The organism is Glycomyces algeriensis, from assembly GCF_027622855.1.
In the GTDB taxonomy this organism is placed as follows: Bacteria; Actinomycetota; Actinomycetes; order Mycobacteriales; family Micromonosporaceae; genus Glycomyces; species Glycomyces algeriensis.
Genome location: NZ_JAPZVR010000006.1, coordinates 119229 through 133585, shown reverse-complemented (window position 1 = coordinate 133585; position 14357 = coordinate 119229). Strand labels below are relative to the sequence as shown.

At 71.1% G+C, this 14357-nt stretch carries 11 protein-coding genes; 9 read left to right on the top strand and 2 right to left on the bottom strand.

Going from position 1 to position 14357, the window contains the following annotated elements; all coding sequences use genetic code 11:
* Nucleotides 1-6: 6 nt before the first annotated feature.
* From cydB to O2L52_RS13205, 5 genes are all read left to right on the top strand, one after another.
* A complete protein-coding gene (gene cydB, locus O2L52_RS13225) occupies nt 7-1005 on the top strand; it encodes a cytochrome d ubiquinol oxidase subunit II (protein ID WP_270116009.1) in 999 nt (332 codons plus the stop codon).
* Nucleotides 1002-2762 (top strand): thiol reductant ABC exporter subunit CydD, encoded by a 1761-nt coding sequence (gene cydD / locus O2L52_RS13220; RefSeq protein WP_270116007.1) that lies wholly within the window; start codon nt 1002-1004, stop codon nt 2760-2762. Before cydB ends, cydD begins: the two co-directional genes overlap by 4 nt.
* On the top strand, nt 2759-4453 hold the full coding sequence (cydC, locus tag O2L52_RS13215) for a thiol reductant ABC exporter subunit CydC (RefSeq protein WP_270116005.1): 1695 nt from the start codon (nt 2759-2761) through the stop codon (nt 4451-4453). Before cydD ends, cydC begins: the two co-directional genes overlap by 4 nt.
* A gap of 116 nt (nt 4454-4569) precedes the next feature.
* Nucleotides 4570-5211, top strand: a complete 642-nt coding sequence (locus tag O2L52_RS13210) for a 2'-5' RNA ligase family protein (RefSeq protein ID WP_270116004.1) — start codon at nt 4570-4572, stop codon at nt 5209-5211.
* Nucleotides 5212-5444: 233 nt separating this feature from the next.
* Nucleotides 5445-7148 (top strand): stealth family protein, encoded by a 1704-nt coding sequence (locus tag O2L52_RS13205; protein WP_270116003.1) that lies wholly within the window; start codon nt 5445-5447, stop codon nt 7146-7148.
* A gap of 226 nt (nt 7149-7374) precedes the next feature.
* Here the strand turns inward: O2L52_RS13205 and O2L52_RS13200 are convergent, their stop codons facing one another.
* Complete coding sequence (locus tag O2L52_RS13200) at nt 7375-9414, bottom strand: M3 family metallopeptidase (RefSeq protein ID WP_270116002.1); 2040 nt, start codon at nt 9412-9414, stop codon at nt 7375-7377.
* Between the two features lie 222 nt (nt 9415-9636).
* Here O2L52_RS13200 and O2L52_RS13195 point away from each other — a divergent pair, with 222 nt between their 5' ends.
* Nucleotides 9637-10431, top strand: a complete 795-nt coding sequence (locus O2L52_RS13195) for a metallophosphoesterase (RefSeq protein ID WP_270116000.1) — start codon at nt 9637-9639, stop codon at nt 10429-10431.
* A 61-nt stretch (nt 10432-10492) separates the two neighbouring features.
* Here O2L52_RS13195 and O2L52_RS13190 read toward each other — a convergent pair whose 3' ends face one another.
* The gene (locus O2L52_RS13190) at nt 10493-10738 is read right to left on the bottom strand and encodes a hypothetical protein (protein WP_270115999.1); all 246 of its coding nucleotides are present in this window, start codon (nt 10736-10738) and stop codon (nt 10493-10495) included.
* A 422-nt stretch (nt 10739-11160) separates the two neighbouring features.
* On the opposite strand from O2L52_RS13190, the gene O2L52_RS13185 reads away from it, so the two are divergent.
* The 3 genes from O2L52_RS13185 to O2L52_RS13175 all read left to right on the top strand — a co-directional run bounded on the left by O2L52_RS13185 (nt 11161) and on the right by O2L52_RS13175 (nt 14257).
* The gene (locus O2L52_RS13185) at nt 11161-12471 is read left to right on the top strand and encodes a helix-turn-helix domain-containing protein (RefSeq protein ID WP_309299875.1); all 1311 of its coding nucleotides are present in this window, start codon (nt 11161-11163) and stop codon (nt 12469-12471) included.
* Nucleotides 12472-12648: 177 nt separating this feature from the next.
* Nucleotides 12649-13473: a Nif3-like dinuclear metal center hexameric protein gene (locus tag O2L52_RS13180; protein ID WP_270115997.1), complete on the top strand. Its 825-nt coding sequence runs from the start codon at nt 12649-12651 to the stop codon at nt 13471-13473.
* A gap of 1 nt (nt 13474) precedes the next feature.
* A complete protein-coding gene (locus tag O2L52_RS13175; RefSeq protein WP_270115996.1) occupies nt 13475-14257 on the top strand; it encodes a zinc ribbon domain-containing protein in 783 nt (260 codons plus the stop codon).
* The last annotated feature ends 100 nt before the right edge of the window (nt 14258-14357 follow it).

The following is a 14357-nucleotide window of genomic DNA, read 5'->3' as shown; positions in this document are numbered from 1 at the left end:
CACAGCATGGATTTGACGACGATCTGGTTCATCGCCATCGCGGTCCTGTTCACCGGGTACTTCATCCTCGAGGGCTTCGACTTCGGGGTGGGGATGCTCCTGCCGGTGCTCGGCCGCGAGGAGCGGGAGCGGCGCGCGCTCATCAACACGATCGGCCCGGTCTGGGACGGCAACGAGGTCTGGGTCATCACCGCCGGCGGAGCCATGTTCGCGGCGTTCCCGCACTGGTACGCGAGCCTCTTCTCCGGGTTCTACCTGCTGCTCTTCGCGATCCTCGTCGGCCTCATCATCCGCGGCACCGCCTTCGAGTACCGCGGCAAGGGCGACACCGACCGGTGGCGGCGCAACTGGGACCTCTGCCTCATCATCGGCTCGACGATCCCCGCGTTCTGCTGGGGCGTCGTGGTCGCCAACCTCGTGCACGGCGTGCCGCTGGACGCGAACTTCGACTACACCGGCTCGATCTGGGGCCTGCTCAACGGGTACGCGCTCCTCGGGGGCCTGACCACGCTGCTGCTCTTCGCCACGCACGGCGCGTACTTCCTGCACCTGCGCACCACCGGGGACCTCGCCGAACGCGCCCGCGCGCTCGGCCTGAAGCTCGGGGCCGCGACGGCGGTCCCGGCGCTGGCGTTCCTGGTGTGGACGCAGGTCGCGCACGGGAACTGGACCACGCTGGTGCTCATCGTCCTGGCGGTGATCGCGCTGGCGGCGGGCCTCGCGCTCGACTTCACCGGCCGCGGCGGCTGGGCGTTCGCGGCCACCGCCCTGACGATCGCGCTCGCCTCGACGGCGCTGTTCTGCGCCCTGTGGCCGAACGTGCTGCCGTCCACTTCGGATACGGCGAACAGCCTCACGCACGAGAACGCCGCCGCGACGCACAAGACGCTCGGGATCATGACCTGGGCCGCCGTCATATTCCTGCCGCTCATCCTGCTGTACCAGGGGTGGACCTACTGGGTCTTCCGCCAGCGCGTCATCGTCGAGAGGATCCCGGTCGCATGACGACCCTCGCACCGAAACCCGCAGGCGTCGACCGGCGCCTCCTCCACCGCGCCCGCGGGGCCGCGGTCTTCATCGGCGTCTGCGCCGCGCTCGGGGCCGCCCGCACCGCGTGTGTCGTCGCCGGCGCCTGGCTCACCGCGAGCCTCATCGCGGGCGCGTTCGCCGGCGGCCGCAGCCTCGATTCCCTGGCGCCGCAGCTCATCGCCCTCGCGATCGTGCTCGCCCTGCGGGCGCTCCTGGCCTCCGTGCAGGAGGCCGCCGCGCACCGCGCGAGCGCGGGCGTCAAGTCCGGGCTGCGCCGCCAAGCGCTCGAGCAGCTCATGCGACTGCCCTCGGGCAAGCACCACACCGGCCGGACCGCCGCGCTGCTGGTGCGCGGGATCGACGCGCTCGACGGCTACTTCGCGCGCTACCTGCCGCAGCTCGTGCTCGCCGTGGTCGTACCGGTCGGCGTGCTCGCGGTCATGCTCATCGCCTACCCGCCCGCCGCGCTCATCGTGCTGCTCACCCTGCCGCTGATCCCCCTGTTCGGCATCCTCATCGGCCTGTACACGCGCTCGCGCGCCGAACGCCAGTGGGAGGCCACCTCCCACCTCGCGCACCACTTCGCGGACCTCGTGGCCGGACTCCCGACGCTCAAGGCCTTCGGCCGCGCCGCCAAGCAGGCGGGGGCCATCGAGGTCACGACCGGCTCGTACCGGCGCCGCTCGATGTCGCTGCTGCGCGTGGCGTTCTGCTCGGCGCTCGTCCTCGAACTCGCCGCGAGCCTGTCCGTCGCGGTCGTGGCCGTCACCGTGGGCGTCGACCTCGTCGAAGGCGGCCTCACCGGCGAAGCCGGGCTCAAGACCGCACTGCTGGTCCTCATCCTCGCCCCCGAGGCGTACCTGCCGCTGCGCAATGTGGGCGCGCACTACCACGCCAGCGCCGAAGGGCTCGCCGCAGCGGAGCAGGTCTTCGCGATCCTCGGCGACACCCCCGAGCACGCCGAGACCGCCTCCGAACCGGACACGACCGGTACGGCCGCCTCGGCACTGGCACGCTGGTCCGGCCGGGGCAGCACGCCCGGCCCGGAGACCAAGCCCGGCTCCGCCGCGATCACCGCGTCCCGCACCATGCGGACGCCGCTGGGCCGCGCCCCCACGATCATGTTCCGCCGCACCGTCTTCGCGTACCCGGGACGCCAGCCCCTCCCCGAGCTGAGCCTGACGGTCCCGGCCGGGCAGACCACGGTCCTTACCGCGCGCTCCGGCGCCGGGAAGTCGACCCTCATGGCGGCGCTCGTCGGCTTCCGGCAGCCCGTCTCCGGTTCGATCGCGTTCGACGACGCCGAACTGACCGACCTCGACCTCGCCGCAGTGCGCCGCTCGATCGCGTGGCTCCCGCAGCGGCCGGTCCTCATCGACGGCACGGTCGCCGAGAACGTGCGCCTCGCCGTTCCCGATGGGGCCTCTGATCCCGCCGTGGCCAAGGCGATCGCGGCCGCCCACGCGCCCGCCGCTACCCGCACCGTCGCCGCCGACGGCTCCGGGCTCTCCGCCGGCGAGGCCGCCCGGGTCGGCCTGGCCCGCTTCCTGCTCCGCGTCGACCTGCTCGACCCGCCGGTGCTCCTCCTCGACGAGCCGACCGCGCACCTCGACTCCGACACCGAGCAGGCCGTCCTCGACTCCTTCGCGCCCTACCGCGACCAGCGGACCGTCCTGATCGCCTCCCACCGCCCCGCGGTGCGCGCGATCGCCGACAGAGAGGTGGACTGGTGAGCTTCGTACGCAACACGATCGCCCTGAGGCTCGGCCTCGGCGCGACACTCGGCGCCCTGGCGCAGCTCAGCGCCCTCGCGCTCCTGGCCGTCTCCGGCTACCTGATCTCGCGCGCCTGGGAGCAGCCGCCGATCCTGTACCTGATGGTCGCCATCACCTCGGTGCGGCTCTTCGGCATCAGCCGCGGCGTGCTCCGCTACACCGAACGCCTCGTCTCGCACGATGCGGCCTTCCGCGGCCTCGAACGGCTGCGGATCGCCGTGTGGCGCAAGCTCGTGCGCCTCGCCCCCGCCGGCGTCCCCGTGTGGCGCTCCGGCGACCTCCAGGCCCGCCTCGTCGACGACGTGGACGGCGTGGGGGACCGGTGGCTGCGCGGCGCGCTGCCGCTGGCCTCCGCGGTCATCGTCGCCGTCTGCGCGGTCGTCCTGCAGACCGCGCTCCTGCCCGCCGCCGGGGCCGTCCTCGCCGCCTGCCTGCTCGCCGCCGCACTCGCCGGCCCCGCGCTGGCGACCTGGACCTCCCGGTACGCGGTGCGCGCCACCGCGAGCGCCCGCGGCGACCTCACCGAAGGCGTGCGCGCCCTCCTGCACGGCCGCGAAGAGCTCGTCGCCGCCGGCACCGACGCCGCGGCGCTCGAGCACGTCCTGGAAGGCGACGACCGGCTGCGCCGCGCCCACGCCCGCATCGCCTGGACCGCCGGACTCGGCGAGGCCGCCGGGCTCCTCGCCCTCGCGGCCGCCGTCACCGGCGCGCTCGCCACCGGCATCCCGGCCGTCGCCGCGGGCACCCTCGACGGCGTCCTGCTCGCCGTCGTCGCGCTCGTCCCGCTCGCCGCGTTCGAGCCCGTGCTCGCACTGCCCGCCGCCGCCCAGCAGACCGCCGTCGCCAAGGCCTGCGGCCGCCGCCTCCTGGAGATCACCCAGGCTCCGGAGCCGCGCCCCGACCCGGCCGAACCCATGGAGTACGAACCGAACCCGCTCGGCGGGCCGCCGTTCATCGAGATCAAGCGGCTCTCCGTCACCTGGCCCGGCGCCGAGGAGCCCGCACTCCATGGCTTCGACCTCACCGTCCAGCCCGGCGAGCGCGTCGCCGTCATGGGCCCGTCCGGCTCCGGCAAGTCAACGCTCGCCGCCGCCCTCATGGGCTTCCTGCCCTACGAGGGGACCCTCCGCTTCGGCGGCGTCGAACTCGCCGAGTACGACGGCGACGACATCCGCCGCACCGTCGGCCTGTGCTCGCAGGACGCCCACGTCTTCGACACCACGCTCGCCGAGAACCTGCGCCTCGCCCGGCCCGGCGCCGACGACGGGGACCTCGCCCGCGCCCTCCGCTGGGCCGGCCTCCGCGACTGGCTCGAGGCCCTGCCCGACGGCCTCCAGACCCGCCTGGGCGAGCACGGCCGCGCCGTCTCCGGCGGCGAACGCGGCCGCATCGCCCTGGCCCGCTGCCTCCTCGCCGACCGCGAAGTGCTCGTCCTCGACGAACCCGACGCGCACCTCGACGCCGCCACCGCCGAACGCGTACTCCGCACGGCCGCCGCCGCTCTTGAAGGCAAGACCACGATCATCATCACCCACCGGCCGCTGCCCGAAGGCGTCGTCGACCGCGTCGTGCACCTGCGCGGCCCGGTCCCGACTCCGCGACGTGACGCGCCGGACAACCGGCTATTGGGCGTGGCTCCCCCTGGGTAGACTCCCGGAACGGTGCTACCAGGATGCGTGCTTCGAACGACGTGCCGGTGGAAACGACCGACGGCGCCCGCCCGGGCGCCGTCACACCTGATTCGCGCTAAGGCATTGATGCAGCAGTGAACACATCTGCACCCGCAACCGGACCCAAGCCCCCGCACTCGGGGCAGCGCTGGCCCGAGGGTTGGACCAAACTCCACGTGTACCTGACCGACCTCGACCAGGTCAAGGCCGTCGCCGAGTCCTACCGCGAGGTCATCGACCGGGCCGACGGCGACCGCCACGTCCCGCTCGAATGGCTCCACGCCACCATCGCCTCCGTCGAGTGCGACGCCGCGACGATCGACGACTCCACCCGCGAGAAGCTCGTCAACCGGCTCCGCGAGAAGACCGCCGAGATCGGGCCCTTCCCCCTGACCATCGGCCCGGCGCTCGCCGCGACCGGCGCGATCATGCTCGACACGTTCCCCGACACCTCGTTCCGCAGGCTGGTCGACGCCTGCGTGGACGCCGTCAACGACATCGTCGAGGGCGACCACGGCCGCCCCTGCGGCGGCCCCGGGCACGTCTCGCTCTCCTACCGGTCCGCCGACGTCGAGGTCCACCCGCGCCGCGGCGCCATCCAGAACAAGCTTCGCGACGTTCGACCAGGTAGGACCGAAATCACCGTCAGTGCAGTGGATCTCGTCCGAGTCATCCAATCCGAGGACGCCTCCACCTACACCTGGGAACACATCGCCCGAATCCCCTTGGGGGAGTAAGGAACTCAATCTGTGAACGGGCGTCGCCTCAGGCGGCGCCCGTTGCGGTTGACGCACCGGAAGCGAATCTGACACCATTCTGTCACTGGCATGTGGCCTACTGTTGGTAACAGTGTCAATGTCCGGCCACGTGACGTTCAGGCGTGGTCAGCGACGACCTGCCTTCACCCTGCCGGTACCAGTCCCGGTCCACCCCGCAACGGCGCACGCCGTACGTGTCAGGAGGTGTCGATTTGTTCGCAGACAATGACCGTCGCATCGCAACCCGAGCTACGGAATTCCTTCCCCCGTTTGACGAAGCGGCGGAACTCACCCACCCCCGACCAGTCGAACCCCCGTTCGGGAAGGCCCGCACCGAGGCCACCGAACCGTACGGGTACTTCACCGACCTCGACGTCGCCCACCTCCTGCACCAGGGCGAGATCCGCCCCGCGTACACGCTCGCCGAACCCACGCCGCTCGAAGTCTGGCGCCGCAACCTCGAGATCGTCACCGCGATCCTCACCGCCGCCGGCGTCGACCACTTCGCCGTGCCCGGCTTCAGCCTCACCCGCCCCGTCCTCGCCGTCAACGCCGCCGACCGGCAGCGCGTGTGCACCGCCCTCGCGATCCTCTGCGACGCCACCGGCGGGCGCCTCTCGGTGCCCGAACCGGCCTTCCGCGAATCAGAGCTCGGGCTCAACCGCCCGCAGTGGGCCCGCAGCGCCGACATGGGCGACGTGCCGCTCGTCCGCGCCTCCTGGCTGTGGACCGACGCCGGGCGCGACCTCCTCTTCGGCGCCGACAGCGGCTGCGACGTCGAGTTCTGGACCGGCACCGGCGACGGCCACCTCCTGGCCCCCAGGCACAACCGCATCAGTCCCGTCGTCCGCGACGACGGCGCCCGGGTCTCAGCACCCGGGCGCCTCTTCACGGCGCTGGCGGCCGGGCCGCGCGCCGACCTGCCGCGCGTCTCGACCCGGCCGGAGTTCTCCCGGCCCGGGCTCGACCTCGTCGAGTTCCCGATCGACGTCGTGTACACCTGGGTGGACGGCGCCGACCACGCGTGGCTGCGCCGCCGCGCCGAGGCCGACCAGTCGCCGTACCACGCCGAGTCGGCGAACGCGGCCCGCTTCCACGACCGCGAGGAGCTGCGGTTCTCGCTGCGCTCCCTGCACCTCAACGCGCCGTGGGTGCGGCACGTGTACCTGGTGACCGACCGGCAGCGCCCGCACTGGCTCGACGCGGACGCCCCGGGGATCACCGTGGTGGACCACCGGGACCTCTTCGACGACCCGGACTGCCTGCCCACCTTCAACTCGCACGCGATCGAGACGCAGCTGCACCGCATCGAGGGGCTCTCGGAGCACTTCCTGTACTTCAACGACGACATGTTCGTCGGCAAGCCGGTCGACCCGCGCCTGTTCTTCGAGCCGAGCGGGATCGCGCGGTTCTTCCCGGCGCAGACGTTCATCGGGATGGACCCGGTGAGCACGGCCGACTCGCCCCCGAACGCGGCGTTCAAGAACGACCGGGCGCTGCTGGAGCGGGCCTTCGGGCGGACCATCTCGCGGATGATGAAGCACGTGCCGTACCCGCTGCAGCGCAGCGTGCTCGCGGAGGTCGAGAAGGAGTTCGAGGAGGACCTGGCGCGGACCGCGCAGAGCGCCTTCCGGAACGTCACGGACGTCTCGACGGTGACCCTCCAGCACTACTACGCGTGCTTCACCGGCCGCGCGGTCCACGGCGAGGCGCAGGATGCCTACGTGGAGCTGGGGATGCCCGACGTGGCGGAGCGGCTCGAGCTGCTCCTGGAGCGGCGAGACCGCGACACGTTCTGCATCAACGACGCCGGCCTGCCCGAGGGCCTGGCGGAGGAGCGCTCGAACATGATGCGGCGCTTCCTCGAGGCGTACTTCCCGGTGCCCTCGCCTTGGGAGAAGGCCATGGCGTTCTAGGCGGGCAAAGACCCGCACGACCACGGGGGTGGTCGTGCGGGTTAGTGAAGACCGCTCGCGAACGGTGCGTGTGGTACCCGTCGCGTACAGGTCAATCAGGGGTCCCCTAAGGGGATATATCGGATAAGTCGGAAATGCGAAGGGCCCGAAGCGGATTGCTTCGGGCCCTTCGCGTGCCGCTTTTGGACCGGTGAGCACGGCTCCGCCGCACTTACGAGTCCGCCGCTCAGCGCAGCCCGCGCCGCTCCAGCAGCGGGTCGATCACGGCGTCGCGGCCGCGGAAGCGGCGGTAGGACTCCATCGGGTCGATCGAACCGCCCTTGCTGAGCAGGGTCGCGCGGAAGTGGTCGCCGTTCTCGCGGGTCAGGCCGCCCTGCTCCTTGAACCACTCCACCGTGTCGGCGTCGAGGATCTCGGACCAGATGTACGAGTAGTACCCGGCGGCGTAGCCGATCGAGATGTGCGCGAAGTAGCCCGAGCGGTAGCGCGGGGCGATCTCGGGCATGTAGATCCCGGCGTCCTCGAGCGCCTTGCGCTCGAACGCCTCCACGACCGCGAACGGGTCGTCGCCGCCGTCCGGCACCTCATCGGGAGTGAGCCGGTGCCAGGCCTGGTCGAGCAGGGCCGCGCCCAGGTACTCGGTCGACGCGAAGCCCTCGCCGAACTTCCCGGCGGCCTTCCACTGCGCGATCAGCTCGGCCGGGGCGGCCTCACCGGTCTCGTAGTGGCGCATGTAGTTCGCGGTGACCTCCGGCCAGTCCTCCCACATCTCGTTGACCTGCGACGGGTACTCCACGAAGTCGCGCGGCGTCGAGGTCATCGAGGTCTTCGGGTAGCGGCAGGCCGAGAGCAGGCCGTGGAGGGCGTGCCCGAACTCGTGGAACAGCGTCGTCACGTTGTCGACGGTGACCAGCGCGGGCTGCCCTTCGGAGGGCTTGACGATGTTGAGGTTGTTGACCACCACGGGCTTGTCGCCGGTGAGCTCGGACTGGACGACGAGCGGGTTCATCCACGCGCCGCCCTTCTTCGAGTCGCGGGTGAAGAAGTCGCCCACGAACAGGCCGAGCGGTTCTCCGCTGTCGAAGACCTCCCAGACACGGGCCTCGGGGTGGTAGCCCTCCAGGTCCTTCCGCTCCTCGAAGGTCAGCCCGAACTCCTTCTCGGCGGCGTGGAAGACGCCGTCGACGAGGACCCGGTCGAGTTCGAGGTACGGCTTCAGCGCTTCGGCGTCGAAGCCGAACTTGGCCTGGCGCACCTGCTTCGCATAGAACGACCAGTCCCACGCGGCCAGCTCGAAGCCGCCGCCGTCGGCGTCGATGACCTCCTGCAGCTCCGCGGCCTCGCGGCGCGCGTTGCGCACCGAGGCCTCGGCGAGCCCGGCGAGGCGCTCGGCGATGATCCCGGCGTTCCCGGCGGTCTGGTCCGCGGCGATGTACGCGGCGAAGTGCTCGAAGCCGAGCAGCTGCGCCTTCTCGGCGCGCAGGCGCACCATCCGCAGCAGCGTCTCGGCGTTCCCGGCGCCGCGCCCGATCGTGGCCTTGTACAGCCGCTCGCGCAGGCCCCGGTCCTTGAGGTCCTCCAGGAGCGGGTGGCGCGAGAAGTTCGACTGCGTGATGAGCCAGCCCTCGATGCCGCGCTCCTTCGCGGCCGACGCGGCGGCCCCGATCTGGTCCTCGCCGAGCCCGTCGAGCTCCGCACGGTCGGTGACGTGCACGGCCGCGTCGTTGATGTCGCTGAGGATCTGCTGGTTGAACTTGGAGGCGAGTTCGGCCAGTTCGGTGTTGATCGCCGAGAGCCGCGCCTTCCCGTCGGCGTCGAGCGCGGCGCCGCCGCGCACGAACTCGGTCCTGTACCGCTCCAGCAGCCGCTCGTCCTGCTCGTCCAGGCCGAGCTGCCCGCGCTGCTCCCAGACCGCCTCGATGCGCGCGAACAGCGCCGGGTTCAGCAGGATCTTGTCCGCGTGCGCGGCGAGCTTCGGGCTGATCTCGGACTCGATCGCGTTCAGGTCGTCGTCGGTGTCCGAGGAGTTCTTGTTGAAGAACACGAGGGCGACCCGCTTGAGCGTGCCGAGGCCGGACCGCTCCAGGGCCACCACGGTGTTCGCGAAGGTCGGCGCCTCCGCGTCGTTGGCGATGGCGTCGACGGCCTCGAGCTGCTCGGCCATGCCCTGCTCGAACGCGGGCAGGTAGTGCTCGTTCGCGACCGCCGCGAACGGCGGGAGCTGGTAGGGGAGGTCGGATGGGGACAGGAACGGGTTCTCGGTCACTGAGGCTCCTCGCTGCGGCGCTGGGTGTAGCGGCGGACGGCGCGCCCGTTGGCGGGCGCACCGGCGGTGCCGCCGAACGAATGGCGGTGGCCGAATCCTATTCCGGGCACTAGCCGTCCGGCAAGCGCGATAGGGCCGGCGGCCCGCCGGGCGGCGGAGTTCCGCGAACAGAGCGGCCCGCAACTTCACCGAACGTCCCCCCGCAGGATTAATATCGAGCCCATGTCTGAAACCAGTCCGCTATACGTGGCCAGCGACATCCACGGCCATTACGACGCGCTCGTCGAGTCGCTGCGAGGCCGGGGACTGGTGGACGAGGACGCCAAGTGGACCGGCGGCGATGCTCGCCTGTGGATACTCGGCGACCTCTTCGACCGCGGTGAGGAGGGCGTGGCGGTCGTGCGGCTGCTGCGCCGGCTCGCCGGGCAGGCGGCCGCCGAGGGCGGCCACGTGGACACCCTCATAGGCAACCACGAGGTGCTGCTGCTCGGCTCGCGCCGCTTCGGCGACGTCGCCTTCACCGACGTGGACGGCCAGGACCGCCAGTTCCTCCACTGGTGGGTCCTCAACGGCGGCTTCGAGGACGAGCTGGGCGACCTCACCGACGACGAGGTGAAGTGGCTCGAGACGCGGCGCGTCGTCCACGTCGCCGGGAACGTGCTCCTCGTGCACGCCGACACCGAGTCGTACCTGGGCTACGGCCGCAGCGAGGAGGCGGTGAACGCGGCCGTCCGCGCGATCATGGCCGCCGACGAGCCCGAGGAGTGGTGGCAGCTGTTCCGGGAGCTGACCCGCCGCCACGAGTTCATGGGCCCCGACGGGCCCGCGCGGGTGCGCGGGATGCTCCGCTCGTTCGGCGGCGAGGAGCTCGTGCACGGCCATTCGACGATCCCCGACACGACCGATCTCGCGCCCAGCCAGGTGACGCAGGCCCGCCGCTACTGCGACGGGCTGGTGCTCAACGTCGACGGCGGCGTCTACCAGGGCGGCAAGTGCCTGGTGGTCCGGCTCAACTAGTGCATGGACCGGGACGCGGCGGCCGCCTGGTGGTGCGGCCGCCGCTGCCCGTGCGCCCGGCCTATTCCTTGATGAAGTAGATGGGAGTGACCGGCGGGGCCGTGGCGGCCCGGCCGGCGCGCGACTCCGCCCAGAGGGTCGCGGCGACGGCGGCCGCGAGGCCCATCGTCACCCACCCGGCGAGCGGTGAGAAGGCGATCGCGTACCCCAGTGCGGCCGCCGCCGCGGTGGCGAAGGCGGCCGTCAGGAATGCCCTGCGGAAGGCGCGCCGATGTTCGCGGCGCGCGATGACTCGGTTGTGTCTCATATCTGACACAACGATGCAGGCCCTTGAATCGACACGTTGCATGTGCAGATTTCCCGCGTTCGGGCGACCGAAACCCGGCATAACCCCAGATAACCGGCTAGTGACCGCCGCGACCGAGCAAGACTGTAAGCGGCTTCAAGCGCAGCGTCATCTTGGCAGCTGGCGGCCGTTGTGCCGGAAGGGAAAAGACGGTAAACAGTTAGTGTCGGAACGCCAAAGGCGACAAACCCGAGCCTCCACAGAGCACCGCTCCAAGAGGACCGGACGTGCGGGGTCAAGACAACCGAGCACAGCTGACGACCGCCCGCAGCGCTCCGACACGGCGGCCGTGACTCATGGCCGGAGGAACGGCCGCCACAACCGCATTGCACCGCACGACACGACAATCCGCACACCAACTCCTATAGACGGTGGGGTCTGACATGGAGTCCGAAACGCAACCCATGGGGCGGCGCGTCGCCTACTGGCGACAACGCCGAGGCATGTCCCAGCAGGTCTTCGCCGACCGCATCGGCAAGTCCAAGAGCTGGGTCGACAAGATCGAACGCGGCGTCCGCCGCCTCGACAAGTACTCGGTCATCACCGAACTCGCCGAAGCCCTCAGCATCGATGCCGGGCAGCTGCTCGGCCGCGAACCCAAACGCCGGCCCGGACTCGGCGGCTGCCTCGACCAGGTCGAGGTCGAATCCATCCGCCAGTCCCTCGAACGCTACGAACGACTCGGCCGCTTCCTCGAAGCCGCCCCGATCGAATCCACCCCGATCCCCGAACTCCGCGGATCCGTCAACTACTGCTGGCTCGCCTTCGAGAAAGGCCACTACCCGGTCGTCGCCCGCTCCCTCATCCAGCTCCTGCGCGACACGCCCGTCGCCGAGGACCGGCCCGTCGGCGGCACCAGCGCCGACGCCGCCGAACTCATGACGCAGGTCTACCAGATCGCCTCCACCGTCCTGCGCAAACTCGGGGAGGCCCAGCTCGCCTGGCTCGCCGCCGACCGCGCCATCTCCGCCGCCAACCGCGGCAACGACCCGCTCCTCGCCGGCATCGCCACGACCCGGGTCTCCAACGCGCTCAGGGCACTCGGACGCCACCAGGCCGCACTCGACCTCAACGTCCAAGTCGCCCACGGCCTCATCTCCGAGACCGGCGGCGAGAACTCCACACCCGCGCAGATCAGCGTCTACGGCGCGCTCCTGCTCCAAGGCGCCATGGCCGCCGCACTCGCCGGCGACAGCACCACCAGCGAGGACCTGCTCGACAGCGCCTCCCGCGCCGCCAACATCCTCGGCCGCGACGCCAACTACTACTACACGTCCTTCGGACCGACCAACGTCCTGCTCCACCGCGCCGCCGCGTTCGTCGAACTCGGCGAAGGCAGCGACGCCCTCGCCGTCCACGACCGCATCCCGCCCGCCGCGCTGGCCGACCTCGTGGCCGAGCGGCGCGCGCACCACCACCTCGACATGACGCGGGCGTGCGTCCAGGTGGGGGACATGGAACGGGCGAGCCGCCACCTGGTGACGGCCGACCGCCACGCCCCGGCCGAGGTCCGGTGCCGCCCGGTCGCGATCGAGCTCATCGACCAGATCCTGCACCGCACGAAGGGCGAACCCGCCCAGGACCTGCGCCGCCTCGCGGAGGAGGTCGGCGCCCTCAACTTAGGGGGCCCTGGCGGGCCCCAGGCGGCCGCTATCCGGCCCGTTCGCCCGCTCGCTGCGTTGTCGGACCTCTGAATACAACACCGGTATTCAGAGCCCCTTCCGCCTTGCGAGCAAGCGAACGGACTCGGATACCGACTCGCCCGGGGCCCGCCAACACCCCCTCCGCTATCGGCCGCACCCGAAAGGTGTGTTGAGGCGGTGTCCGGAGCCACGCTGCTCGAGCTCCGGACACCGTCCTAAACTCCAAAGATGCGCACGCTCAGCGAGATCACCGCTGCACTCGACGACCTGTACCCGCGCCGCTGGGCCGAGGACTGGGACCGGGTGGGACTCGTCTGCGGCCGCGGCGGCAACTCTGTCCGCCGGATCCTGTGCGTCGTGGACGTCGTGCCCGCCACCGTCATCGAGGCCATCGAGAACGACTGCGACCTCATCGTCGCCCACCACCCCCTCCTCCTGCGCGGCGTCTCCAGCCTCGACCCCGCCGCCGACTACAAGGGCGACCTCGTCCACACCCTCATCGAATCCGGCATGGGCCTCTACGTGGCCCACACGAACGCGGACGTCGCCAACCCCGGGGTCTCGGACGCCCTCGCCGACCGGCTCGGCCTCGTCGACCTCAGGCCCCTCCGCGCCCTCACCGCCGCCGAGCACGAGGGCTCCGGCCGCGGCATCGGCCGCATCGGCCGCCTGCCCGCACCGCTCACCCTCGACGCGCTGGTCGCGCACGCCGCGAAGACCCTGCCGCCCACTGTCAGCGGGGTCCGCGCCGCAGGGGAGGGCGGGCAGCTCATCAGCACCGTCGCCGTCTGCGGCGGCGCGGGCGACTCGTACCTCGCGGACGCCGCCGCGGCCGGCGCGAACGCCTACCTGACCGCCGATCTGCGCCACCATCCGGCCAGCGAGCACCTCGCCCGGAGCGGCCCGGCACTCATCGACGCCGCCCACTGGGCCACCGAGCGACCGTGGCTCGATATCGTTGCCGAGCAACTGTCCCGTCTGGTCGACGACGTCCTCGTCTCCGACCTCGACACCGATCCGTGGACCATCCACCAGAAAACCGGGGTGAACTAGGTTGAAAGCCGACCTTTTCGATCAGCGCCGACTGCTCGAACTCCAGGCGGTCGACACCCAGCTCACCCAGCTGGGCCAGCGCCGCAAGAAGCTCGACGCCGACCCGGTCTACGCGACCGCCGTGCAGCGCCAGCGCGCCCTCGCCGACAAGGCCGCGAACCTGACGGGCGACCTCGCCGACCTCGACCGCGACATCGAGCGCGTCGAACGCGAAGTCGAGCTCGTGACCAAGCGCGCCGACTCCGACCGCACCCGCATGGCCTCCGGGGCCGCCACGTCCAAGGAGCTCGAAGGGCTGCAGAGCGAACTCGAGTCGCTGGCCCGGCGCCAGGGGACCCTCGAGGACGACCAGCTCGAGCTCATGGAGCGCCGCGAGGTCCTCGAATCCGAACTCGGCGAGGTCCGCCGCCAGGTCGAGGAGTCGCGCCAGGTCCTCGCCGACGCCGAGGCCGACCGCGGACGCCAGCTCGGCGAGATCGACGCCGAGACCGCGGACGCGACCTCCACGCGCGAGGCCCTCGCGATCAACATCCCCGACCGGCTCGTGGAGCTCTACGAGCGCATCCACGCCAAGCAGCCGATCGCGGCCGCCGAACTCGTCGGCCGCCGCTGCGGCTCCTGCCGGCTCGAGAAGTCGCCGGCGGACATGATCCCGATCAAGTCCGCCCCGATCGACGAGGTCATCCGCTGCGAGGAGTGCAACTGCATCCTCATCAGAACCGAACTGCCCCAATCGAAGCCGACCACCCTCGGCTCCGAGGAAGAGCTCAAGAAGTACACGTAGCCCCAGGCATGCGAAAGGGCGGGAGGCGCAATGCGCCTCCCGCCCTTGACGTTTGCAATTCACTACATTTCGGAAATAACCGATATGTCCCCCCAGGGGG